Origin of the sequence: Neobacillus vireti (genome assembly GCF_036962345.1) — a bacterium.
GTDB lineage: Bacteria > Bacillota > Bacilli > Bacillales > Cytobacillaceae > Neobacillus > Neobacillus vireti_A.
Genome location: NZ_JBALNB010000005.1, coordinates 91,886 through 117,918, shown reverse-complemented (window position 1 = coordinate 117,918; position 26,033 = coordinate 91,886). Strand labels below are relative to the sequence as shown.

The 26,033-nt window shown below is 39.5% G+C and carries 22 protein-coding genes and 2 pseudogenes; 22 read left to right on the top strand and 2 right to left on the bottom strand.

The genetic code is table 11. The annotated features are described in order from the left end of the window. Nucleotides 1-44 precede the first annotated feature (44 nt). The 18 genes and pseudogenes from V7108_RS04435 to V7108_RS04350 all read left to right on the top strand — a co-directional run bounded on the left by V7108_RS04435 (nt 45) and on the right by V7108_RS04350 (nt 20,087). A complete protein-coding gene (locus V7108_RS04435; RefSeq protein ID WP_335512593.1) occupies nt 45-524 on the top strand; it encodes a flavin reductase family protein in 480 nt (159 codons plus the stop codon). Nucleotides 525-703: 179 nt separating this feature from the next. Then, nucleotides 704-2,560 carry a V4R domain-containing protein gene (locus V7108_RS04430; RefSeq protein WP_335512595.1) on the top strand — a complete coding sequence of 619 codons (1,857 nt, stop codon included), beginning with the start codon at nt 704-706 and terminating at the stop codon, nt 2,558-2,560. Between the two features lie 197 nt (nt 2,561-2,757). Then, nucleotides 2,758-4,080 carry an MFS transporter gene (locus V7108_RS04425; RefSeq protein ID WP_335512597.1) on the top strand — a complete coding sequence of 441 codons (1,323 nt, stop codon included), beginning with the start codon at nt 2,758-2,760 and terminating at the stop codon, nt 4,078-4,080. A 331-nt stretch (nt 4,081-4,411) separates the two neighbouring features. Continuing rightward, entirely contained in the window at nt 4,412-5,251 is an 840-nt protein-coding gene (locus V7108_RS04420) for an alpha/beta fold hydrolase (protein ID WP_335512599.1), read from the top strand. Between the two features lie 21 nt (nt 5,252-5,272). Further along, a complete protein-coding gene (locus tag V7108_RS04415) occupies nt 5,273-6,226 on the top strand; it encodes a VOC family protein (RefSeq protein WP_335512601.1) in 954 nt (317 codons plus the stop codon). A gap of 287 nt (nt 6,227-6,513) precedes the next feature. Beyond that, nucleotides 6,514-8,013 (top strand): FAD-dependent tricarballylate dehydrogenase TcuA, encoded by a 1,500-nt coding sequence (gene tcuA / locus V7108_RS04410; protein ID WP_335567438.1) that lies wholly within the window; start codon nt 6,514-6,516, stop codon nt 8,011-8,013. Nucleotides 8,014-8,204: 191 nt separating this feature from the next. Beyond that, complete coding sequence (locus tag V7108_RS04405; protein ID WP_335512605.1) at nt 8,205-9,401, top strand: acyl-CoA dehydrogenase family protein; 1,197 nt, start codon at nt 8,205-8,207, stop codon at nt 9,399-9,401. Between the two features lie 50 nt (nt 9,402-9,451). Beyond that, on the top strand, nt 9,452-10,288 hold the full coding sequence (locus tag V7108_RS04400) for an FAD synthetase family protein (protein ID WP_335567437.1): 837 nt from the start codon (nt 9,452-9,454) through the stop codon (nt 10,286-10,288). Then, nucleotides 10,285-11,157 (top strand): isocitrate lyase/PEP mutase family protein, encoded by an 873-nt coding sequence (locus tag V7108_RS04395; RefSeq protein ID WP_335567436.1) that lies wholly within the window; start codon nt 10,285-10,287, stop codon nt 11,155-11,157. The genes V7108_RS04400 and V7108_RS04395 overlap by 4 nt, the downstream gene beginning before the upstream one ends. A gap of 17 nt (nt 11,158-11,174) precedes the next feature. Next, nucleotides 11,175-12,596, top strand: a complete 1,422-nt coding sequence (locus V7108_RS04390; RefSeq protein WP_335512611.1) for an FAD-binding protein — start codon at nt 11,175-11,177, stop codon at nt 12,594-12,596. 17 nt (nt 12,597-12,613) lie between these two features. Beyond that, nucleotides 12,614-13,342, top strand: coding sequence for an SDR family NAD(P)-dependent oxidoreductase (locus V7108_RS04385; RefSeq protein ID WP_335512613.1), 729 nt, complete (start codon nt 12,614-12,616; stop codon nt 13,340-13,342). Between the two features lie 31 nt (nt 13,343-13,373). After that, a complete protein-coding gene (locus tag V7108_RS04380; protein WP_306072802.1) occupies nt 13,374-13,820 on the top strand; it encodes a GlcG/HbpS family heme-binding protein in 447 nt (148 codons plus the stop codon). Between the two features lie 5 nt (nt 13,821-13,825). Next, nucleotides 13,826-15,202, top strand: coding sequence for an FAD-dependent oxidoreductase (locus V7108_RS04375; RefSeq protein WP_335567435.1), 1,377 nt, complete (start codon nt 13,826-13,828; stop codon nt 15,200-15,202). 99 nt (nt 15,203-15,301) lie between these two features. Next, nucleotides 15,302-16,153, top strand: coding sequence for an aspartate/glutamate racemase family protein (locus tag V7108_RS04370; RefSeq protein ID WP_335512619.1), 852 nt, complete (start codon nt 15,302-15,304; stop codon nt 16,151-16,153). 239 nt (nt 16,154-16,392) lie between these two features. Further along, nucleotides 16,393-17,187, top strand: a complete 795-nt coding sequence (locus tag V7108_RS04365; RefSeq protein WP_335512621.1) for an electron transfer flavoprotein subunit beta/FixA family protein — start codon at nt 16,393-16,395, stop codon at nt 17,185-17,187. A 12-nt stretch (nt 17,188-17,199) separates the two neighbouring features. After that, nucleotides 17,200-18,180 (top strand): electron transfer flavoprotein subunit alpha/FixB family protein, encoded by a 981-nt coding sequence (locus V7108_RS04360; protein WP_335512623.1) that lies wholly within the window; start codon nt 17,200-17,202, stop codon nt 18,178-18,180. Nucleotides 18,181-19,018: 838 nt separating this feature from the next. Next, nucleotides 19,019-19,552 (top strand): annotated as a pseudogene (locus V7108_RS04355) (CAP domain-containing protein); the annotation flags it as partial. A 169-nt stretch (nt 19,553-19,721) separates the two neighbouring features. After that, nucleotides 19,722-20,087, top strand: coding sequence for a hypothetical protein (locus V7108_RS04350; RefSeq protein WP_335512625.1), 366 nt, complete (start codon nt 19,722-19,724; stop codon nt 20,085-20,087). A gap of 92 nt (nt 20,088-20,179) precedes the next feature. On the opposite strand, the gene V7108_RS04345 is transcribed toward V7108_RS04350, so the two are convergent. Both V7108_RS04345 and V7108_RS04340 read right to left on the bottom strand, forming a co-directional pair. Continuing rightward, complete coding sequence (locus V7108_RS04345; protein WP_335512627.1) at nt 20,180-20,314, bottom strand: hypothetical protein; 135 nt, start codon at nt 20,312-20,314, stop codon at nt 20,180-20,182. A gap of 112 nt (nt 20,315-20,426) precedes the next feature. Next, complete coding sequence (locus V7108_RS04340) at nt 20,427-21,359, bottom strand: DNA-3-methyladenine glycosylase family protein (RefSeq protein ID WP_335567434.1); 933 nt, start codon at nt 21,357-21,359, stop codon at nt 20,427-20,429. A gap of 186 nt (nt 21,360-21,545) precedes the next feature. Here V7108_RS04340 and V7108_RS04335 point away from each other — a divergent pair, with 186 nt between their 5' ends. From V7108_RS04335 to V7108_RS04320, 4 genes and pseudogenes are all read left to right on the top strand, one after another. Then, nucleotides 21,546-21,722 carry a hypothetical protein gene (locus tag V7108_RS04335; protein WP_335567433.1) on the top strand — a complete coding sequence of 59 codons (177 nt, stop codon included), beginning with the start codon at nt 21,546-21,548 and terminating at the stop codon, nt 21,720-21,722. Beyond that, nucleotides 21,674-22,736: pseudogene (locus V7108_RS04330) on the top strand (FGGY-family carbohydrate kinase); the annotation flags it as partial. The gene V7108_RS04335 and the pseudogene V7108_RS04330, both read left to right, overlap by 49 nt. Before the next feature lie 229 nt (nt 22,737-22,965). Further along, nucleotides 22,966-23,562: a sugar O-acetyltransferase gene (locus tag V7108_RS04325; protein ID WP_335515817.1), complete on the top strand. Its 597-nt coding sequence runs from the start codon at nt 22,966-22,968 to the stop codon at nt 23,560-23,562. A 430-nt stretch (nt 23,563-23,992) separates the two neighbouring features. Next, nucleotides 23,993-25,828 (top strand): XylR N-terminal domain-containing protein, encoded by a 1,836-nt coding sequence (locus V7108_RS04320; RefSeq protein ID WP_335567432.1) that lies wholly within the window; start codon nt 23,993-23,995, stop codon nt 25,826-25,828. Nucleotides 25,829-26,033: the final 205 nt, after the last annotated feature.

The following is a 26,033-nucleotide window of genomic DNA, read 5'->3' as shown; positions in this document are numbered from 1 at the left end:
GGTAAGTGTCTAGAAAACTACTAAACAGAAAAGAGGTACTATATATGGATGATCGTCAATTTCGAACTGCAATGGGTAAATTTGCTACAGGTGTAACGGTTATTGCAACAGAGTTGGATGGGGATGTACATGGTATGACAGCAAATGCCTTCATGTCCGTTTCACTTGATCCAAAATTAGTGGTAATCTCAATTGGTGAAAAAGCTCGGATTCTTGAAAAGATTAAACAAAGCAAAACGTTTTCAGTCAATATTTTAGCAGCAGACCAGCAAGAGCTATCTATGATTTTTGCTGGACAATTGAAGGAACACCGCGAAGTGGAGTTTGACCGTCTTGATGGAAAACCGGTTCTAAAGGGTGCAGTTGCACAAATTGCTTGTGAGGTATCTGCTGAACATCTTGAAGGCGATCACACGCTATTCATTGGACGAGTAACAGATATTCATTTAGAAGATGCTGAACCTCTAATTTTTTACAGTGGCAAGTACCGATCATTAGCCGAAGAAAAGGCTGTAACCGTATAATTAACACATATTAAATCCATCTAATCCAAATTCTTCAGAAAATGGTGCTGAAATGAAATAACATGTATAAAAATGAGGACTCCTTGTATGTAAAATGTAAGGAGTCTTTATTTAATTAACAAACAATATGAAATCAATCTTATTAATACTTAATCTTTAATGGGGAAAAAGGTGAGTTTATGAAGGATAACTCAGGCAATCTACTGGAACCAAACTACATAGAAGATGGAAATAAAAAAATTCTAACCACTGCTGGAGCCTTTGGACTTTTACGTAAGGGAATAATAGAGAACTTAGGGTCAAAGAGAGCCAAGGGGTTTTTACTTCGTTATGGTTGGAGCTTGGGCGTCAGTGATGCAGAAGAAGCAATGGTAACGAGTACCGCAATAGAATATCTAATTAAACAAGCCTCGGTTCTCCATTTAGGTACAGGGCATATTGGAGATGTCCAGACTGAAAGATTTATTGAATTGGTTGATTCAGAAAATATTAAAACAATCAGAGCAAAGGGAAAGTGGATTAATTCATTTGAAGCACTTGAGCATCTTAAACATCATGGAAAATCAGATACACCTATATGTCATACTCTAACAGGCTATGCAAGCGGCTATATGTCTACGATTTGTAAAAAGAGTGTAATTGTAAAGGAAATAAGCTGCATCGCCAAAGGGGACCCAGAATGCCGTTTCGAGATGAAGCTCAAAGAGGATTGGGGAATGGAGATTCAAGAAGAGCTAAAATTCTATCATGAATCAAACATTATTGAAGAATTAGAGTATACCTACGAACAATTGTTAGAGCAGCGCAATTATATCGATAAGGTATCCAAATTTCATAAGAAATTAACAGAAAGTATATCAAATGGAAGCAATTTGCAGGATATTGCCGATTCTACATTTGGATTATTAAAAATACCAATATCAATCGAGGATTTGAGCTTTCAAAAAATTGTTTTCTCGGGAATGGAAGAGGCCGAGTATAGAGTCTTGAGTAAAGAATTGAAAGAAAGTTTAATTCGAAAAAATCGAAAAAGCAACAAACCACTTCCTCAATTTAAAGAAACAACAAGGTTAATAACAGAAAACCAGGAACGACTGGTCACTCCAATCATCGTTCAAAAAAAGATCATTGGATATTGTACATTTATATATTTAAAAGATGCAGAGAAAAGCTCTGAGAATAATATTATGTTTATTGAGAGGGTAGCCAATGCAGCCTCCTTATACCTATTAAATGAAAAGACCAGCTTTGAAGCGCTTGAAAAAATGAAAGGGTATTTTTTGGAACAAATTCTAAAGGGTCAATATTCTTCTAGAGAGGAAATCATAAATCGCGGCCGTTATATGGGGGTTGACCTTGAAACTCCGTTTTTTATTGCAGCCATCGACTATAAAGGAAATGGTAAGAGTGCCAAAGACAGCACCGATCATTATGACCAAATGTTAGAATCTATTGCTAAGTACCTAGACATTCAGGGATATAAGGCGCTAATCGGGCAATATGAAGGTAAAATCATCATGCTGATACCAGAGTCGTCCAACATATTACCAAATATGGAAAAAATCTTAAAACATATTGAAACCACCCATTCCTCTTACAATTATAAAATTGGGATTAGTGACAAATCGGAGGAAATTGAAAATGTTTTGGAGAATTTGGATGAATCACTAATCAGCCTGAGAATGTCCACGGAAAAGAAAATTATTCATTTTACAGATTTAGGGATTGTCGGTATCCTAATTAATTCGAAAAATGTCAGCGGGATAAAGAAAATTGCGAAACAGGAATTAGGGCCTCTTTATAAATTGGGAGAGAGCAAACAAAAAGAATTATTGAAAACACTTTATGTTTTTTTATCAAACGGCGGAAAACTCCAACAAACTATGGATGATTTGTCCTTATCAATGAGTGGACTGATGTATCGAATTAACAAGATTGAAACATTAATCAATAAAGATTTACGAGATTCATCACAAAGTTATCAGTTACTGCTGATTCTAGATTCACTTTTAGCTTTAGGGGAGCTAGAGATATAAAAATAGAGAGTTTTGTTGGTTGAGCATTCATGTTTTGATTGCTCTTTTCTTCTGAGAAAATATCAAAAACCAATATAAATTAGTTGAAAATAGTAGAAAGTCCAATGTTTTTTACTCTGGTTTATATATTTGTAATTTTCTAAAATTTATAATTGTAAGGGTTTTCCCTTTAATGCAAGAATCTAGGAGGGATTTTTTTGAATCAGGCTACTGCTATTAATACTGTTGAAAGAAGTACTGTAAAGAAAACAATGAAAAGAATACTGCCATTTATTTTAATACTCTATGTCGTTGCTTTCTTGGATCGGGTGAATTTGGGATATGCAGCTTTAGAGATGAATGCCGATTTAGCCTTAACGGCGGAGGCGTTTGGATTATTGTCTGGATTATTCTTTATCAGTTATTTCCTCTTTGAAGTCCCAAGTAACCTTATTTTGCACAAAGTTGGTGCACGGCTTTGGATTGCCCGTATTATGATTACTTGGGGTATTGTCGTCGTATTAACTGGGTTTATACAATCAGCCACCCACTTATATATTTTACGCTTTTTATTGGGGGCGGCAGAAGCAGGATTTGTCCCAGGGATTATTCTATATTTAACTTATTGGTTTAGAGCCCGTGAAAGAGGCAAGGCAACTGCACTCTTTTTCGTTGCCTTGCCATTAAGTGCTTTAATAGGTGCGCCTCTTTCTACCTGGATCATGGATACAGTGTCTTGGGGAGGATTAGCGGGGTGGAGGTGGATGTTTATTTTAGAAGGTATACCTGCATTTCTATTAGGAATTGTGGTTTTGTTTTACTTAACTGACCGTCCTGTTAACGCCAAATGGTTAACAGAAAAGGAAAAAACATGGCTTGAAGATGAGCTTATAAAAGAAAGAAAATTAAGTGCAAAATTAAATAAATCATCACATCTTGGTATGTTAAAGGAATCGAAGGTTTGGAAATTAGCTTTATTTAACATTGCTGGTTTTGTTGCGGTGAATGCACTCTCGTATTGGATGCCTACAATCATTAAATCACTATCATCGTCTGCTACAACTAATTTGCAAATTGGCTGGCTGGCTATGATTCCATCTATTATTGCAATTCCAGCCATACTTTTTACGGGATGGAATGCAGATAGAACTGGAGCACATAAATTGCATTTAGGTGCATGTGTGACGATAGCAATGATTGGATTCATTGGTTGTGCATCCGTTTCAACCGTACCGCTGATGGTATTAATGCTGTCGATTACTTCAGCAGGACTTTATGGGATATCCGGAACATTCTATGCCTATATCACGTTTTTCTTTTCTGAATCTACGGCACCCGCTGGGATAGCTTTAGTAAGTACACTTTCTTCGCTTGGCGGTTTCTTGGGTCCAATGTTAATGGGTATTTTTGAATTTAAACAAGCAATGTTTATCATTGCTGGGTGTTTACTTGTCAGTCTAGTAACTCTATTTACCCTAGGATTAGTGAAGAATGACCAGAATGATATAGTCGATCAGGGAGCAGTAAAGATTCCGAATTGACTTCAAGTAATAAGTCATCGAATCCAAAATTATTTGGACCCATACTGGCTGTATTTTATGAAAATACACTCAAGTTCACTTGAATTTCAATGTTAATCTGTCAAAAATCCAACAAAAAACTACTAAAAAAAATCTAAAAATCAAATGATTTTATTCTAGAAATTAGTGAATAAATTTTCTAAAATTTCAGTAACAGATAAACATCACTAGATACATAGATAATGAAAAAGTAGTTATCTAAGTACGAATGTTTAATTAAAAAAAATGTAAGGGATTTCATCCGTGGGGGATTTGCAGAAAAATTTTTATTTACAAGGAGGAGAATGATAAATTGACAAACATTACTCAACAATCTATTAAAACTTCTAATTTTGAAACATTTTTAAATCGAGCTGGAAAAGGGAATTCAGAAGTGATTTTATTTCTACATGGCTCTGGACCAGGTGTTACATCCTTCGCCAATTGGCGCTATGCCTTAAATGACTGCAGCGAAACGTATGACTGTCTGGCACCGGATCTTTTAGGTTTTGGAAACAGCAGCCATCCAGAGACACTGCCAAAAAACAGACAGGAATGGATGGACTTATGGGTCAAACAACTGATGGAGCTTTTAGATGAATTGGATGTTCAAAAGGCTCATTTAGTTGGGAATTCATTGGGATGTTCGATTGCATTAGAACTTTTATTAGAACATCCAGAGCGATTTGACCGCGTGGTGTTGATGGGACCTGGAGGAACACCAAATACCAAATTAAGCGCTGAGCTTGCCCGTGCCAAAGGGTTTTATAATAATCCATCACCAGAGAAATTACGTCAAATCATGAGCTGGTTTGTATATGATGCGGAGGCCATGGCCCCAATCATTGATGCGATAACGGATTATCGCTATGAAACAGCGATGAAACCAGATGTTCGTATTTCCAATGATTCTATTTTCGCAACAGCTGCTGTCCCTGTACCTGTGACCGCCCTAAGAAGAATTCAACATCCAGTACTGCTAGTGCATGGACGGGATGATATGGTTTGCTCTGTGGAGTCCAGCTATTATTTTCTATCACATATTCCGAATTCACAACTGCATGTATACGGTAATTGTGGACATTGGACACAAATTGAAAAGCAGGAAAGCTTTAATCATTTAATTCAAAACTATTTTTCTAATAAAATCTAATAATCTGAGGAGGAATAAAAAATGACTTTACCTGAAATTGCAAAGTTAGGGCATGTCGCACTCGTAACACCTGATCTTGAAAAATCACTATGGTTTTTCCGTGATGTGATTGGGCTAGAAGTAACGGAAGAGGTAAACGGTACGTATTATTTACGTGCTTGGGGTGATTTTGAACATCACTCCCTATCATTAACTCCAGGGGATAGAGGGTATGTTGATCACATCGGCTGGAGAACGAAGCGCCCTGAAGATGTAGAGGGTTTTGCCCAGCTTCTCGAAAAAGCGGGAACGGAAGTAAAATGGATAGAAGCAGGTGAAGAAGCGGGTCAAGGGCGGGCAATTCGTTTTAAACTGCCAAGTCAGCATTCCTTCGAAATCTATTATGATGTAGAAAAACCACAAGCGGATGAAAAAAGACGTTCAGTTTTGAAAAACCAAACATACAAGGCTTGGGCCCGTGGCTGTTCACCTAGAAGATTTGACCATGTAAATATTGCTACTTCAATGGATGTCCAAGAAATCCTTGATTACCTAGGAGCTCAATTAGGCTTTAAACTGCGTGAATATGTGCGATATAACAAAGAAAAAACCCTAGCGGGCTGGATGAGTGTTACGCCGCTGGTTCACGATATAGCAGTGATCACGAGACCACAGGCAAAAACACCGAACCAGCTTCACCATATTTCATATTGGCTCGATAATGCACAGGATGTCTTACGGGCAGCAGATATTTTAAGCGAAGAAGGCATTAAGTTTATTGGCCCAGGTAAACATGGCGTTTCTCAAGCTCTATACCTATATGTGATTGATCCTGGAAGCGGCTGCCGTGTTGAATTGTTTAGTAATTCTTATTTAATTTTTGAACCTGACTGGGAGCCTGTTGAGTGGACAGAAGAGGATCATTCAATAGCCAACACCTATTGGGGTGACTCTGTAATGGATAAGGAAATGAACAAACCAACAATCGAGGCATAAAGAAAAGCGGAAGCGCCCTGGTCAGCGGCGTATGGCCTGGAGCGCTCCAACTGAGATAAAGGAAACACGAAGAGCCGGAGACGCATTCGTGCTTGACTTATCGTAGGTAGGTAAAAATCCTGAAGGGATTTTTACTCGCGGAGAGCGAAGGACACTAGCCGCTAGGGCGCTGGAGCTGGACAGTAATCTATGTTCAAAAATTATACTTACTTATTTGGAGAAAGCTGACTCAAAAGTAAACGAGTCAGCTTTTTTAAAAGAATTTTTTGGGAAGAGAGGCAGATAGAATGAGTGACATCAAAATTTATGAGACAGATATTGTGGTAATTGGTGCAGGAAATGCTGCGATGAGCGCAGCCATTTCTGCAAGGGAAAATGGAGCCGATGTCCTCGTGCTTGAAAAGGCACCTGAGGCTGAAAAAGGAGGGAACAGCACCTTCACCCATGGTTCGATTCGGTTTGCCTATAACGGTGTCGAAGATTTAAAAGAAATAATGCCCGACCTTTCACAAGAAGATATTGATTCTTCGGATTTTGGGGTCTATAGCGAAGAACAATTCTATGATGATATGTGCCGGGTTACTTCGTTTCGGACTGACCCAGAATTAGCCTCCATTCTTACCGAAAAAAGTTTTGAAACCATGAAATGGCTTACAGGCCACAAGGTAAGGTGGGTGCCTATATATGGTCGGCAAGCCTTTAAAGTAGACGGTAAATTTAAGTTTTGGGGCGGAATGATTGTTGAATCAGTAGGCGGGGGGCCGGGATTGGTCGAAGCGCTTCATAAAGAAGCGTCCTCTTTAGGGGTTCAGATTCTGTTTGATGCGATGGCGGTGGAACTGATCCATGATGACAATGGTGTACACGGTGTGATTTTTAAACATAATGGCAAGAGTACAAAGATCCTTGCGAAAGCCGTTATATTGGCTTCTGGCGGCTTTCATGCGAACCCTGAAATGAGGACCCGGTACTTAGGACCAAAATGGGACTTGGCCCATGCAAGGGGAAGCCGTTTTAACACAGGAGAGGGTATTCAAATGGCGCTAAATATTGGTGCACTTTCCGCTGGCAACTGGTCAGGCTGCCATTCAGTCGGAGGCGACCGTTATCTGCCAGATTTTACGGAAGGCTTTCAAAAATTAAGTTATCCCTTTGGAATCATGGTAAACGCTGATGGTAAACGCTTTGTCGATGAAGGTGCTGATTTCCGCAATTACACCTACGCGAAATATGGAAGATTAATTTTGGATCAGCCTGGACAATTCGCTTGGCAGATTTTCGATCAAAAGGTTTCTCATTTGCTTCGCGAGGAATATAAAGGCAGACAAGTGACTAAAGTAAAAGCCGCTACGTTAGAGGAATTAGCGGAAAAACTTGAAGGTGTTGACGCGGATGGTTTTTTACAAAATGTTAAAGAATACAATGCATCTGTCCGTAAAGATATCCCGTTTAATCCAAATATCAAGGACGGCAGATGCACAGAAGGGTTAGCAATCAAGAAGTCAAATTGGGCGAACACATTGGAAGATGGCCCGTTTGAGGCCTATGCGGTTACCTGCGGTATAACCTTTACGTTTGGCGGTTTGAAAATTAATACTGCAACGGAGGTTCAGAATGTGTTATCCGAGTCCATTCCGGGACTATATGCTGCTGGTGAGGCGGTAGGGGGTCTATTTTATTTTAATTACCCGGGTGGTGCAGGGTTAATGGCAGGATCCGTATTCGGAAAATTGGCAGGTGAACATGCAGCTCATTTTATCAAAACAAAGGAAACGATAAATTCGTAAAAAAACTTTACTAATTTCTATTCTTTGGGACAAAACGGCAGATTTATGTTTAGAAAACCAATAAAAGTTATCTGAAAATGTTTCAAACTTGAAAGGTTTTTACCCTTTAAATTAATTTTATAATTTTCTAAAATTTAACTAAGATCTAAATCGAATAAGAGGAATAATAAAGTTGAAAAGGAGAATTTCAAATGATAAATGTTGCTCATAGTGATACTTTTCTTGTAGAAAAAGCCAAATCTCTTGTTCCAAAACTAAAGGAAAGAGCAAAAGAAACGGAAGAAATCCGTCGAATACCTGAGGCGACGATCAATGAATTAAAAGAAGCGGGGCTTTTTAAGCTGTTGCGCCCAAGTATTTATGGCGGTTATCAAACAAGTATGAGAACCTATTCAGATTGTATTGTGGAAATTTCACGCGGCTGTGCTTCTACGGGCTGGATTCTCTCGCTTTGTGCAATTCGGGAACTTATGGTAGCGGAATCATTTACAGAAAAAACGCACCAAGAAATCTTTGGAGAGAATGAAGATAATGTCCTTTTTGCAGGTGTATACGAACCTAGAAAATGTATTGCCCGAAAAGTGGACGGTGGATATTTAATCGAAGAAGGGTTCTGGATGTTCTGCTCGGGTTCGCTCCATGCGACTTGGGGATACTTCGGTATGGTAATCAGAGATGATGAAGGAAACCTTGTGGATCAAGCCTTAATGACAGTGCCATTTGAAGAAGTTGAGATTATGGATGATTGGCATGTTATGGGCTTGAAGGGTACAGGGAGTAACAGTGTGAAAATGACAAACGTATTTATCCCAGAACACCGAGTGGTTTCTTTTGCAGAAGTGCTAAATGGACAATTTAAATCAGATCATTTACGCGATATCCCGCTCTATAATACGGCACTTTTTCCAGCTTTAGCATTGTCTTTGGCATTACCGGGCTTAGGTTTGGTAAAGGCAGCGTTAGAATTTTTCCAGCAAGTGCTGCCTAATCGAAAAGCTGCCCATATTGGTGTAGAAAATTTAATTGATTCACCGACTCTCCATGCATTACTTTCGGATGCTGCTTTGAAAATTGATACCGCTTCCATGCATTATTACCGTGTGGCGGATGAGCTAGATGCATGGGCTGCCAGCGGTAAATTCATGGATAAGCCAGCACGAGTAAAGGCATTAGCAGATATCGGTTATGCCAATCAAGTAAGTAAGGAAGCACTCGATATTTTAATTCTAGCCAGCGGTTCTGGTTATGTATATGAAGGTCACCCGCTGCAAAGAATTTTCCGTGATTTTTGGACGCTCTATTCACACAGAACGATTTCACCGTTAATCACCAAAGAAAATTATGGCCGCGTTTTAGCAGGCCTAGAATCAAATGCACTAAGATATTAGGATACTCCTAATCTATCAAAAAATTCTTAATCAAGAAGAAAGGAGACTGTATGGAAAAGATTTATATTAACCATGATAATTTGGCAGATTGGCAGGGAAAAGCAAATGCATGTGTAATGGCCCTTGGTTTTTTTGATGGACTCCATTACGGACATCGAGAAGTAATTAAAACGGCTTTACGGATAGCGAAAGAAAAGGGTGTGCAGCTTGCTGTTATGAGTTTCTTTCCACATCCAAAGTCTGTCTTGTCCAATGGGGAAAAACAAGTTGATTACTTAATCCCCCTTTCTGTTAAGGAAAAAATTCTTCGGGGGCTTGGTGTTGATACGTTTTATATTGTTGAATTCACTAGGGAATTTGCCGCTCTTTCACCTGAACAATATGTTAAAGATTATCTGGTCAATCTTGGGGTTATCCATGCAGTCGCCGGTTTTGATTTTACTTATGGTTCTAGGGGAATCGGAAATTTAGAGCGTTTGATGAATGATTCAGGGGGAATCATTGATGTGACAAAAGTGGAAAAAGTAGCATGCCGCGGCGAGAAAATAAGCTCTACCTGCATTCGTGAAAGATTAGCTGCAGGCAATGTAGAGGAACTGCCAGATTTTCTTGGCTGCTGCTATGAAGTAGAAGGAATGTGGGATGGTCAAACATTCAAGCTGAATCCATACTATACACTTCCTGCACCCGGAAAGTATGCGGCAAGCATTAATATAGGAAATTTATCAATGCTTACAGAAGTGAATGTGGTAGAAAAATCTCTTAAACCTGTTACAGAACTGCCGCTATATATGTTTGGGAGGCTATCGGTTGTTTGGCATCATCGTATCTCTGAGGAGGCTCCCTCTTCTCGTCCTATTTTAAAAGTTGGAGGATTAACTCTATGAATAAATGTCAAGTTTTTCAAAAACTGCTTCGTGAACCAGGTTCCTTTATCCTTCCTGGTGCCTATGATGCGATGTCAGCAAAGTTAATAGAAGAAACTGGCTTTAAGGCGATTTATGCTACGGGAGCTGGAATATCTAATGCACAGCTTGGCTGGGCTGACGTAGGACTTACCTCTCTTAAGGAAGTGGTTGATATCGTTGCCAGAATGGCCGATGTTACCAATGTTCCGATCGTAGTAGATGGAGATACTGGGTTCGGAAATGCTATCAATGTGATTCGGACGGTAAAAGAGTTTGAACGTGCGGGTGTCGCTGCCATTCAGATGGAGGATCAGGTATCACCAAAGAAATGCGGTCATTTTAACGGAAAAGATGTCATTTCGAAAGAAGAAATGGTAGGAAAAATTAAGGCTGCCTTAGATGCCCGAAAAGATGAAAATCTGGCAATAATGGCACGGACTGATGCAATTGCTACAAATGGCCTTGAAGACGCCATAGACAGGGCTTTTGCTTATTACGAAGCGGGTGCAGATATTATTTTTGTCGAAGCACCAAATACCATTGAAGAATTACGGAAAATTACTAGTTCACTAAAAGGAATCCCACAGGTTATTAACTTAGTAGAGGGCGGCAAAACCCCACTTATTTCTTTAAAAGAAGCAGAAGAAATAGGTTTTAAAATCATGCTGTGTGCAAATACTGCACTTCGTTCCGCTATTAAAGGAATCACTGAATCTTTAAGAATTTTAAAAGAAGAAGGCTCTCAGGAAAATTTATTACCTTTAATTTGTACCTGGGAGGAAAGACAATCACTTTTCAAACTAGATCAAATCAAAGAGTGGGAAAAGAAGTATTTAAATAATAATTAATCTAGGAGGTTACGAAAGTGGAGAGAGAATTGGATTATGACATTGTAGTAATTGGCTGTGGTGTGGCAGGAACAGCAGCAGCTTTGTCCGCTGCGGAAAGTGCCAAGAAGGAAGGAAGAAATTTACGAATTGCGATCTTAGAACGCACGGATTACGATCATCGGGGCGGAAATTCCAGATGGACAGCCTCTTACATGCGAATGAAGAATATTGATGAAATCGCAGACAACTTTGTAGAAGATATGATGGCATTCTCAGATGATTTCTCCGATAGGGAGTACATAGAAACTCTCGCAGAAAACGCTGGAAGTACGCTGCGCTGGGTCGAGGAAAAAGGGGTAGATTTCGATTACCTGCCAACGATGTTTTTAACTTCTTCAAAACCGCGGCTTCTCCCAGTTGGCGGAGGCCGGGCAATCATTGATACATTATCGCGCCGTGCTGGCGGACTTGGTGTCGAGATTATTTATGAAGCGACTGCTTGGAAATTACTCCTTGATGATGAAGGTGCGATAAATGGACTCATGGTTCGTGTTAAGGGTGGAAATTCTCTTCAGCTGAAAGTCGGCGCTGTTGTTCTTGCAGCTGGAGGATTCCAAGGAAATCAAGAAATGATGGCACAGTATGTCGGAAGAGATGCGCATAAGATTCGTACAGTAGCCGAAGGCGGCCTTTATAACAAAGGGGAAGGTATTCGGATGGCAATGGAAATAGGGGCGAAAGGAGCGGGTCAGTTCGATGCCTTTCATGCTGAACCAGTTGACCCTAGAAGTAAGCGGGAAGAAGCAGCCGTTATGACCTACCCTTATGCAATTTTGGTTGATAAAAATGGCAACCGTTTTGTCGATGAAGGAATTTCCACGGTTGACGAGCAATATGAAGCAGTAGCCCGCAAAATCTTCTACGACCTCCCTGACCATATCGCCTATATGATCAGTGACCAAAAAATGTACGAAATTCCGAATTATGAACGGGCAATCGAAACGGATAAACCGGCGATTGAGGCCGATACACTAGAGGAATTAGCTGTGAAAATTGGGGTGCCTGCAGATCATTTAATTGCAACAGTAGAATCCTTTAATGCTGCTGTACAGCCAGGAGAATTCCACTGGGATAAGAAGGACGGAAAACAGGCTGTTGGAATTTATCCGCCAAAATCAAATTGGGCCATAACTATTGATAAGGCGCCATATATTGCCTACCCTATAGTCTGCTCCAATGTTTTCACGAATGGAGGCATAGCTTCTGATACAAAAGGAAGGGTTTTATCGCAGGATGATGATGTAATTCCTGGATTGTATGTCGCAGGTGAAACTGCAGGTCTATACTATGGAAAATATCCTGGCGGCACATCCGTACTTCGCGGCTTGGTGTTTGGTAAACGTGCAGGTGAGCATGCAGCTTCTTACGTTAGTAGTGATAAAAAACTTGAGGTGTAATGAAGGGGTGATGATTTTTGGATTTAAAAAATAAAGTTGCGTTTGTAACTGGCGGCGGCAGAGGGATTGGCAGGGAAACCTGCTTGCTTTTAGCAAAACAGGGGGCAAAAGTAGCTGTATTTTCTCGTAGTTTAGCAGAAATATCGGAAACGGCTGCTTATATTAGGGAGGAACTAGATGGCGAAGCAATCGCTCTTGCTGGTGATGTACGCTCTGAGGAAGATGTGAACAAAGCAATTCAGGAGACGGTAGAAAAACTCGGCAGTATTGATATTTTAATTAATAATGCTGGTGTTATGCTACTAAAGCCATTCGATGAAACGAGTGTTGAAGAGTGGGACTTTGTCCAAGAAATCAATACCCGCGGTGTGTTTTTATGTGCGAATGCAGTAGTACCGCAAATGAAAGAGAAAAGAAATGGTGTCATTATCAATGTATCATCGATTTGGGGAACAAAAGGCGGTCCGGACAGAAGTGCCTATATTACCTCTAAATGGGCAGTAATTGGATTTACAAAAGCATTAGGAGAAGAGCTAAAACCATTCAATGTTAGAGTAAATGCGGTCTGCCCAGGCCCAGTTGACACAAAGATGATGGAAGATATTGCTCCGGATGTTAACAAAGATAATTGGCTGCATCCAATTGACATGGCAAATGTAATTGTTGACATGTGTCTGCCAAAAATGAAAGCCGTATCCGCGACAGTAATTGAAGCATTTGGGAATGGAAGACCAGTAAATTTATAAACTAATTTGTTGATAGAAAAGGGGAAATAAAATGGAAAACTTTACAACAGCAATTGAATCAAAAAATATTAGCCTAGCGTTAGCAAATAAAATGTTAGAAGCCGCATTAGCAAAGGGGCAAGAACTAGGAATTCCATTCAGTATTGCAATTGTGGACAAACCTGGTAACTTAAAAGCATTTTATGCAATGGATGGTGCACCAGTACTTAGCCTTGAAATCGCTCAAAATAAGGCGTTTTCGGCTGCAGCCTATAACCGCGCAACACATGAATGGTATGACAGGTTAAAAGACGATCCTCCATTATTGCATGGCATTGTTCACACGCCTAGATTAGTTATTTTTGGCGGTGGATATCCAATCAAAATCAATAATGAGCTAATTGGTGGAATTGGAGTAAGCGGAGGTCATTATTCACACGACATGCAGGTATGTGAAGCAGCGTTAGAAGTGTTAAAAGCTTTTGAATCTGAGGAGTGAGAATAATGGAAAGCTATGATTTGATCATTCTAGGCGGCGGGCTTGCGGGTATGTGTGCTGCCGTTGAGGCTGGGGAGCAGGGTGTTAATGTCCTGCTCTTGGAAAAGCAGGATGAACTGGGCGGCAGTACAGTCCTCAGCTCAGGTTATATGGCATTTGCGGGTACAGATATGCAGGAACGAGCAGGAATAACTGATTCTACTGAATCTCTATTGGCTGATATGACGGAGGTTGGCGGTGGGGTAAATGATTCAACATTGGTAGCTGAATATGGCAGATATCAATTGGAGACATATCAATGGCTGGTTGACCACGATGTCGAGTTTAGATCATTGGAAGCAGTAAGTGGTCATAGCGTTCCACGCGGACATATTATCGATCCTCATCAGGCAATCCAGTCTCTTTACAGGAGAGTGAAGCAGCTAGCGAACGTGACGATTTATTTTAATGCTCCTGCACGAAGACTGCTGAAGAATGATGAAGGGAGAATTGATACAGTTTTATATGAGGCGTCTGGGGAAGAAAGAAAGGCTGTTGCTAGTAAAGGAGTGTTAATTGCTTCTGGAGGTTTTGCTAAAAGTGAAGAGCTGCTTGGCCAGTTTGCTCCACAATTAAAAGGTGCCTTAAGAATTGGCGGTGCTGGCAATCAAGGAGACGGGATTCGGATGGCCTGGGAGCATGGTGCATGGGTGAAGGACCTCCCATATTTGAATGGAACATATGGATTTCATCCAAGTGCAGCCGGGAAGTTAAAGTCGCAGGGATTGGCATTTTATAAAGGGGCCATAATGGTTAACCAATTTGGGAAGCGGTTCGTGAATGAGTCTATTTCGTATAAACTTTTAGGTAAGGCGGCATTCGAACAGCCTGAACAGATCAGCTATCAAGTTTGGGATCAGACCGTAATGAAAAAGGGTGTGTTAGATGATCCCCTCTATGATTTTGAATTGCTAAAGAAGCGCAGACTTCTGTACAAAGCAGATACGTTAGAAGAACTGGCGGACTGTATTGACGTACCAGTAGAAGTACTAGAAGATACCATTTCTAGATACAATCAAGGCGTTCAAAATGGGGAAGATCCTGATTTTGGCAGAAGGTCTTTGACACATAACTACGGAAAACCAACAGCAATTGAAACAGCGCCTTTCTATGCATTTGAATCAACAGTCGCCATGCTTGCTACCTATGCAGGTATTTCTGTAAATGCAAATGCACAGGTTGTGAATTCTTACGGCGAGCCCATTCCAGGTTTGTATGCAGCGGGGGAAGTAACAGGCGGATTCCACGGGGCTGGCTATATGACAGGAAGTTCGCTGGGAAAGGCAGCCGTATTTGGACGGATTGCTGTACAGTCTGCGGTTTCTGAGAATGCGGTAGTTTAATCGGAACCGGTTGTATCTGGCAGATGGCCGGAAAAACTGGCGGAAAGCAAATTGAGGTAAGTTCTATTTTATAAATAATCGAAAAAAGGAGGTCATTCTATGAAAATCTGGCATCAAAGCCTTACCACCATTGACCGAGTTCCACATTATCGGGATGCGATTATTAAACATGTAAGCAGGATCGCCCGCCCGGATGTGGAGGTTGTTTTACATGGTGTGTCAGAAGAAACATATCCTTCTCATTACCCAGGTATATTTATAACTCATTCCTATTTACAAAACCTTCACCGGGAACAGTTTATACGGGCTGCCCTAACAGCTGAAAAGGCTGGATATGACGCGATGTTCATAGCAACTATTCCAGATGTAGGTCTTTTAGAGGCAAGAACATTGGTTGATATTCCTGTAGTGGGATATGGTCAAGCCTCCTTTCACATGGCTTCGATGCTTGGGGACCGGATTGGCGTGGTGAATTTTTTGGCGCCGCTGGCAGATGAGCTTCGTCAAAATGCTGATAAATATGGTTTAGGAGGAAAGCTTGGACCTATTGTTCAGACAGAAGCGGGCTTTGATGATATTATGGCTGGATTTAATGATCCAGAACCGATTATTGAATCCTTCAAAAAAGCTGCAGAGCTGGCGATTGCAGATGGTGCAGATGTCATCATTCCGGGAGAGGGCCCGATGAACGTCTTTTTAGCAACCCAGGGAATTTCTCGAATTGGTGATGTACCAGTGGTTGACTCCTTTGCAGCCGGAATAAAAATGTGTGAGTCACTAGTAGATCTTCGCAAAAACTCTGGTGTCTACATGACACGGCGCGGTTACTATAATGCAAAGCCGCCTGTTGAAGCAGTGGAAAGACTGAGGGAAATGTACGGACTTATTCCTTCTCCAAATCCTAAGGATGATAATGGATTGTCAGTTAAGGGAGTAGGAGTTAAAAATTGATGGATCCCTTCGCAAAGGGAAAAGCTCACTGAAGGGAATCAAAAGAAGTCTTTGGTGCCCTTCAGATAGGAAAGAGCACAGTTAAGGGAATCAAAGAAGATTTTTGGTGCCCTTCAGATAGGAAAAGGCTCGCTAAAGGGAATCAAAGGAGGTCTTTGATGCCCTTCACATACAAAAAAGCTCATTAAAGGGAATCAAAAGAAATCAAACATCGTTAACAATCGTGAGGTGAAATAAATATGCACATCGTTGTTTGCCTTAAACAAGTTATTGATCCTGAAATTACACCAAAATATTTTAACATCGATCCTGAAACAAATCGTCCAGATATTAGTGACTCCGATTTGGTACTAGACTCGTTTGCTGAAAACGCACTTGAACTGGCCATTCAAATTCGAGATAAAATACCTGGAGCGAGTGTAACCGCTCTCTGCCTAGGGGATGAGGAGTCAGAGGATGTCCTTCGGAGAGCACTTGCTTTTACAGCAAATGCGGCAGTCAGGGTATGGGATGATGAGTGGGAAAATCTAGACGGTCAGGCTGTTGGGCATATACTTGCACAAGCCATTAAATCATTGGGTGGAGCACAACTTATCCTGACAGGCTACCAAGCCAGTGATATCGAGGAAGGTCTCGTTGGACCTGTTATGGCTGAGGAATTAGGGGTTCCTTGCTTAACACTCGTTTCAGACCTTGAGGTGGAAGAGGGAAATGTGAAAGCTACGCTTGAAGTTGAAGGCGGCTATGCAGTTGTAAGTGTACCAACTCCGTCCATTTTCACAATTATTAGTGCTGAAACGAACGTTCCTAGGCTGCCAAAGGTAAAGGATATTCGACTTGCAAGAAGTAAACCGATTACGGTTTTAGAATCAGAAGATCTTAATCTTGATAGTGAGCGCTGTCAGCCCGGTGTCAAGCTGGAGCGGGCTTACGTCCTGAATCGGGAAGTCGCTTGTGAGGTACTGCCTGGAAATGATGGTGTGGACCTTGCTGGTGAATTAGCGGGCAGGCTAGTGGCTCTCAAGATTTTATAGGGGGAGACAACCATGTCAAGAATTCTTGTATTCACAAATCAACAGGAAGAAGGCTTGAGTTCAGGTGCTAAAGAAGCTCTTTTCTTTGGCAGCCGCTTGGCTAGTTCCACTGGTGGTGAAGTTTGTTCTGTCTCGCTTGGACCTTTAGCAGCGGCTGGGGCTAAGGAATCAATCTCCCTTGGGGCGGGCATTGCATACACCATTTCGAATCCAATTCTTACTGAATACGATGTTGAACTCTATGTAAACTGCATCGAAACTGTATTTCAACAGTCGGGAGCAGATATCCTTATCCTTTCTTTCGACAGAATCGGGAAAGACCTTGTGGGCAGGCTAGCTGCGCGTACTGGTGCATCTGCTATTACAGAAGTAGTTGATTACAATTCCAACAGTGACAAATTAACTTGGATTCGTCCAATTTATGGTGATAAGGCGTTCGGGGAATATACAACAACTCGTTCTAAAGCAGTAGTTGGTATCCGTAAAAAGAGCCAGAATGTAGATGTTACGGATGAGACACGTATAGGTGAAATTATTGAGGTTAACTATACTCCATCAGAAGATATGATTGTAACCAAGCTGGTAGTAAAAATTCAAGCTGCATTATCTGATATTCGGCTGGAGGATGCACGAATTATCATTTCCGGTGGTCGAGGAATCGAGGGTCCGGAAGGTTTTAATGACCTTCATGTGCTTGCAAATCTTCTAGGAGGTACAGTTGGTGCCTCGCGTGCTGCTTGTGATGCAGGATGGGTTCCTTCAAATCTGCAGGTCGGGCAGACAGGTGCAGTGGTTGCACCTGATCTTTATATCGCAGTTGGGATTTCTGGTGCCAGTCAGCACCTTGCAGGAATCACCAATGCAAAGACGGTGGTTGCTATCAACACAGACCCAGAAGCACCTATCTTTAAACGGGCCAATATTGGTGTTGTAGCAGATTATAAAACGGTCATTCAAGCACTAACGGAAAAACTGAAAAAGGTACTTGTCTAAGTATCGGAGACGTTATTTAAAAAATCCCTCATCGTTTGAGTTTGGATTTTTCTTTTTTAAAAGCTTTGATTGTAATATGCCCTTATTAATAAGAAAAAACCGTTTGGTTACATTACCATACGGTTTTTTTAATGTAAAAATACACTGTAATTTCCATCAATATTATTTTAGAAATAATCAATAATAAGAAGGCAAAAACATTAACTTTTGCAAGGGGGTAATAAATTTGATAAAAAAGCCATTAGGTTTATTGCTATCAGGGGTGTTAACAATCGGTCTGGCTGCATGTAATAACAATAATGCAGCTGACGAAGTCCGTACAAGCAGGATAGATAGAGACAATTCAACTTTGAATGTCGGTAATAACAGGGATGATGGAATTGATCATAATGGTTTGTTAACAGAAGATTACACCAATAACGACAATAATGACCCGGATTGGGATCGAGACTATAATGACCGTAACATAACAAATGTAAATAATGATCGAACTAGAAATAACAATAATAGAAATGTGAACAACAACCGTTTAAATGTAAATAATAACCGTAACACAGATCGACATATTTTTGATAATCGAAATGTGAATTACAATAACAATCGTAACATGAATACAAATAATGACGCGCTAAATATATCGGCAGACCGTACAAATTTGGATAGTAAGAGTTACCCACATACTAAAGCGATCTTGATTCAACATGCTCAGTATAGATATATACCATTTGGTTCTGTTCAATGGTACCAAGGAAATCAACAAGGACAAACGCCAGGGCAACAACAAGTTCCAATTGTACCGGCACCAGCACCAAATGCGCCAGCACCAAATGCGCCAGCACCAACTGCACCAGCGCCGGCTACACCAGCACCGGCTGCACCAGCACCGGCTGCACCAGCACCGGCTGCACCAGCGCCAGCTGCACCAGCACCGGCTGCACCAAAGCCAGCAGCACCAGCACCAAAACAAGCAGCACCAGCGCCAACTACTGGTGATGTTAGTCAATATGTACAGCAGGTTATAGATTTAACAAATGCTCAACGTACTAAAAATGGGTTACCAGCTTTAAAAGCTGATGCAAAATTAAGCGGGGTTGCACAAAAGAAAAGTGTTGATATGCAGCAAAACAATTACTTTTCACATACAAGCCCAACCTACGGTTCGCCATTTGACATGATGAGGGACTTCGGTGTGACGTATAAATCAGCAGGTGAAAATATCGCTCAAGGACAACGTACGCCTCAAGAAGTCGTGAATGCATGGATGAACAGTGAAGGGCATAGGAAAAACATTTTAAGTGCTAACTTCACTCATATTGGAGTTGGGTACGAAAAATCCGGAAACCACTGGACACAAATGTTTATAGGAAAATAACCAACCTTAAGAAGGGAATCTTAGCGATTCCTTTCTTTTGTGGTAAGTCTTTTATTCGTATTCAAAGTATTTATTGAATGAAAGGGTACCAAGATGTGGATTTAGTAAGGGGTTGAATACCTCAATCTTTAATACCTAATTTGAATCCTAAAACTGGAGGGATATTCGCATGAATACAACTCATTCTATTACTCATGTACAACAATGCCGTCAGCTTGCTCAGCAATTAATTCAGCAAACTCAAATGGCTAACCATCAATACCAGCAAATGCTGCAAAATGAGCAGCAAAATGCGCAAGTGCTTGAGCAGATGATACAAAAAGAACGTTTGGCAGTTCAAACGATTCAGCAAAGCCTCCAGGGGCATGAATTAGCGATTCAAAGATGCCAAGAAGTCATTGCACAGTGTAATCAGCTGGAGCGTGAACTTTCCGGCCAGGTGGGGTCGGTTGGATTTCAACCTCAAACTTTTGTAAATCCTGCCTTACAAACACAGCAGTTCCAGAACTATCAAAACCCAGCATTTCGTCAATAGAAAGAACGAGCACGCTCGAGTGTGAGCGTGCCTGTTCTTTATTGTTAAGACATTTTAATTTTTTATATTACGAGCCTTTATTTTAAAATAGCTTATTTATTGTTACCTTTGCTTTCACCTTTGTTACCTTGGCCATAGCGCATATGACCAGAATCACCTTCACCTTTTTCATTAGACTTTTTTCCGCCTAAAGATACGTTAGGATAGCTTTTTGTATTCTCATCCATTTTTTTCACCTCCATCACTATTCTGTTCCATTTTTCTAAAAATATGTTTTTAAGGTATTAATGAATGGATGGAAACAGAAATGACCTTCATACCTTTTAAGTTCCACATTTTTTAATAAAGAACCCGCCATAAATAAAATGTGGCATATGCTTGCCAATTCATCCATTTTAGTGATAATTTCATTAGCTCATCCTTCGTAGGTTTTTTCTCTGCGCCGGTTAGAAGTTTGATCGCGTTATGCAGCCCGACGTCATCAATCGGAAAGGCTGAGGGATAGCGTAAGCAGCGCATTAGGACATAATTTGCTGTCCATGGACCTATACCGCGGATTTTAACTAAACTCTTCTCAGCTTCTTTAAGGCTGTCCATTCTCAATAATTTCTCCTTTGATAAATCCCCGCTGACCATCAATTTGGCGATTCCGATAATATATTCACTTTTTTTCCTGGTCATTTTAATATCTGCTAGGTCTTCTGGTGTTAATATTGCAATTTGATCAAAGGAAGGAAAAACCCAATAGTTCTTGCCATTCGACTCGATGGAATCGCCAAATTTTTCAACGAATTGGCGTTTTAGCTTATAGGCGAATGCTAAGTTGATTTGCTGTCCTAAAATCCCCCAGCAGAGGGCCTCAAATAAATCGGGAACGCCAATCAAACGTAATCCGGAGAATTCTTGGATTGGTTTCTTTAGGAGCGGGTCCGCTGTGGCCATTTCATAAAATGGTGTTAATTCACGATCAAGATCAAACCATTCACGAATGTAACCGATGACCTTCTCACGATCTGACTGTTTACGGGGACTGGAGTCTTTTAAAAAATGTACGATTATCTGATTAATGCTATTAACGTTTATTTGTACTAAGGATCTAATTTCTCCTGCAGAAATGACCTTTGTGATAATTCCGTTTTCGACTTCAAACATACATTCATTTTTATTCCGCTCTAAATAGCTGAGATTCGCTTTTAAATCAAAATCTCCTGGTAAATTAATGAGAATATCCCCATTATCGTTTTGCGAATAGTCGATTGTGTTTTCTATCATCCACATTTAACCTCCAAAATCATTATATTATTATTACAAAAAAGCAATTTCAATATCTTGTTTTTTTACCCTCAAAACGTTCACATTGCTTAGAAACGGAGGCATTTTCCATCAAAACCATTCCTTCCTCATCTTTATTAACCTTATAGGTTTCTCGTTCATACGATTAATTTAGGAGGGGTAGTTATGCAGTCTTCAGACTTTTTTTTACAAGAAATGCTTGTCCTTTACGGAATAGCGATGCTGGGTTTTATTGCAAGGAAAATCGGCATCCTAAATGAACATGCCAATGATGTGCTGACACCATTGAACAAAAGGTTCTGGGAGTTGGAGAAGCCTCTGGTGTGTTTCCTATTGACGTGAATACGAAGAACTATAATCAAACCATGATTGATCAATTCAATGTACTGATTGCCCCTTACCATCTACCCTGGAAACTTGAACAGATTTTGCCGACAGTTTTGCTAGCGGGTGAAAACGGCGGAGTCCTTACAGAAGAAGGGGCAAAGCTTCTGGATATAACCGGAGAGCTGCAGGCTGGTATTCCACTTTGTCCTCCAGAAGGGGATGCAGGAACGGGAATGGTCGCAACAAACAGTGTTGCAAAGCGTACGGGGAATGTTTCGGCTGGAACTTCTGTTTTTGCAATGGTTGTACTCGAAAAGGAACTCTCCAAAGTTTACTCCGAGATTGACCTAGTTACCACACCTACTGGAAATTTGGTAGCGATGGCGCACTCCAATAACTGTTCTTCAGACCTGAATGCATGGATGGGAATGTTTGCCGAATTTTCAAAAGCAATGGGTTTGGAAGTTGACAAGGATAAATTGTATAGTACCCTTTATCATTTAGCTCTTCAAGGTGACCCGGATTGCGGAGGCTTACTTGCTTATGGCTATCTTTCCGGCGAACATATGACCCACTTTGATGAAGGTCGCCCATTGTTCGTTCAGCTGACAGCCATTTTAACCTGGCTAATTTCATGCGTGTTCATTTATTTACAGCATTGGGAGCACTGAAAATTGGGATGGATATTCTCCTCAAACAAGAAAATGTGAAACTGGATGAAATCCTGGCCCACGGTGGACTATTTAAGACCAAAGGTGTAGGTCAAAGCATTATGGCTGCTGCACTCAATGTACCTGTTTCCGTTATGGAAACAGCAGGAGAAGGCGGAGCATGGGGAATTGCTTTACTTGCATCTTATATGAAAATAATGAAAAGTTGGAAGATTATTTAGGCCGCAAAGTATTTGCAGGTGAACTTGGAATGACGTTGACCCCTGATCCAAGGGATGTAGCAGGATTTGAGCAATTTATGAATCGCTATACCATGGGGCTTGTAATCGAAAAAGCTGCTATAGAGTTTTTTAAATAAATATTTTTGTAATGTAAAACATGACCGGAAAAATTATACCTGTCGTGTTTGGATGATGTAACAAGTTCGGTGGATACCGTACGGAAGTATTGATTCACCAGGTAATGGATAAACACACAGCCGGCTTGGAAGTTAGGTCAACTCAATCTCAAATAGCTAAGTAAGATAAAAGTTTTCTTTAAAACTATTCTTATACTATCATTAATTAAAGAAAAGAGGAGAAGATACTATGAGTGAAAAAGATAAAATGTTAAATCAAGAATACTATATAAGTTGGGACAAAGAGCTAGTCGAAGAAAGAGAAAGAGCCAAGGATTTATTATTTGAGTTTAATAATTTTAAACCATCAAAACGCTATGAAAGAAATCAAATTATTCAAAAACTATTTCATTCTATAGGAGAGAATGCATGGATTGAATCACCATTTAACTGTGATTATGGTTATAATATTACAGTTGGGGATAACTTCTACGCAAATACAAATTGTACAATTTTGGATTGTGCCAAAGTTACCATTGGAAACAATGTGTTAATCGGTCCGAATGTTAGTTTGTATACACCAAATCACGCAGTGAATGCAGATGAGCGTAAAGAAGGTTATGAGCGTTCACTTCCAATAAATATAGGAGATAACGTTTGGATAAGTGGTTCAGTTACGATTGTTCCAGGAGTGACGATAGGTGATAATACAATTATTGGTGCTGGGAGTGTTGTAACAAAAGATATACCTGCAAATGTGATTGCAGCAGGTGTACCATGTAGGGTTATCAGGTCTATCACTGATGGTGATAAAATCGGGTTAAAAGGTACCGGAAGTAATAATTAAAAAGGCAAGTTTCTTTAGTTGAAATAGAGTAACCTATCCCATCAAACTTCTTAATTTGATAATGTAAATAAAAGTTTAATAAAATAAAAAGCCTTGTAAAAATCAAGGCTTTTTGACGTCCAGAAGAGGATTCGAACCTCCAACTACAGTATTGGATTTATAAACAGTATAAACACTTCTTCTATCCGCGGTTTCCATAATGACCACCTGGTTTGAAAACCCTTACATATTTATTTACCTCTTTTCCATTAGATGTTATAGTATTCTGTATAATAAGCGTAAATATGGTAATTATTGTGATTAACACTTCAGTTCTATGAAACTATTTGTAGTTTGAATCCAATCTCCTGAAATAGTCTATCAAAAGTTTAAAAGTTTTATTCGAGTAGTGTTTTTTAGAATAGAAAATTCATTATTGGGGTGGATGAGTATGCAGATGGATATAAGACAAACAAATATAATTGATGTTTTTCAATTGCCTAAAGACGAGGCTTTAAAAGTATTTTATGAACGGATGATTTCTATTCCCCTTACTGCAAGAACATCATTAAAAAAAGAACTCGTGACAACTATAGGGGAAGATCGTACGAAAGGAGTTTTTGTTCGATATGGCTGGCACTGCGGTGTTAGTGATGCGGAAAAGGCAATGACATATCAATGGGAAAATGAACTGGAATTAATTAATAGCGGACCAAAATTTCATATTTTACATGGGTACCTAGAGGATGTGAAAATAACAGATATTCAGTATGACGAAAAAAATCAATTAAAAAAAATTGATGTAGATTGGACTAACTCATTTGAGGCAGAGGAATTTTTAAAGGATGGGGCTTTTAGTAATAAACCTATTTGTCATACACTATGCGGATATGCAAGCGGCTATTTATCCACTGTTTTGCAAAAGTCAATTCTGGTAAAAGAAATTGAATGTCGTGCAATGGGGTATAAGGAATGTAAAGCCATTTGTATGCCAATTGAAAACTGGGGAGAAGAACTAGAAAATGAATATAGCTATTACCAATCAACAAGTATGATTCAAGAATTAGATGAGGTAACAGCAAAGCTAAAAATTGAACGTGATTATTTAAAGCAAGCAAATGAGGTCCAACAAAAATTGACCCATGAATTACTTGCAAAACAAGGATTGCACAGAATTGTAGATCTATTATTTGAAACAACAGGACTACCAACCTTTATAGAGAATGAATATAACAAAATTATAGCGAAATCTAAGAATGTGTCGATGAACGTTGATTTAGAAAAAATAAATTCTAAGAATACAGAATTTGTCCGTATTTCTCCTGAAATCGGTATCCTTAGAACACCTATTTTATTTGAGAGAGAAGTGAAGGGATACTGTTCATTTCTCTATTTAGGACGTAACGAGCCGACTGATTTGGAGTACATGATTATCGATAAAGCCTCATTAACGGTATCTGTCATATTACTAAATGAAAATATTAAGATTAACACCGAGCAAAATGTAAAACGCAGTTTTTTAAGTGATGTTTTAGAAGGACGATTAGAGCAAAAAGAAACTTATCAAATTGCTTATTATCTTAATTTTCCTCCTGACGAATCTTATTGGATGCTTACCTTGGAAAGAACGATTAACCAATCCGAGATTAATCGTGAGATTGAAGTAAATGAAAAATTAATAAGACATATTAATTTGTTTTTAAAAGAAAGAAATATAAATGCCATTGTATCCCAAAAAGCAGATAAAATTATTATTTTAATTGAATATTCAACATTTAAATCGTTATGTACAGAACGACAAACATTCATAAATCAGTTATTAAAGCATTGTTTACGCCGTTTTGTAAAATATGCATTTTATATAGGTGCGAGCTCGGTAGTTGAAAATATCACCCAGCTGACTATTTTATATAATGAATCATTAGCTGCTTTAAAGGCAAAAAATCCGAAAAAGCATATTTATTACTATGAGGATTTGGAGATTGAAAGTGTCTTATTTCAAATACAAGATGAAATATTAATTGATCGTTTTGTAAATCAGCAGGTAGGTAGATTGATAGAAGCAGATAGGGATTTTGATTTAACAAAGACTTTATACGCATATATCGAGAATGGAAATAATCTGAATAATACATCCAAAGTACTTTCAATGTCTATTAGTGGACTAAGATATCGTATGTCTAAAATTAGCGAGATTATAAATATTGATTTAGATGATACAAAACGTATTTTTTCAATTTATATGGCATTAAAGATTTTAAAAGCACAGGGTAAAATTGACGTCTAAGTAACCCCGAAAAACAATTAATATAGATAAAAACCTTAAAACCTAGTTTTTATGAGACTATTTTCTAAGGTTTTTTTATTTTTCTAAGAAAATAATTTTCACTATGTTCATAGGGTAAATACCGGGTAATAGCAGTAACCATGCACTTTCTATAATATTCCAAAAAACAAATTAGTCTAAATATTCTAAAAACAACTGTTTTTTG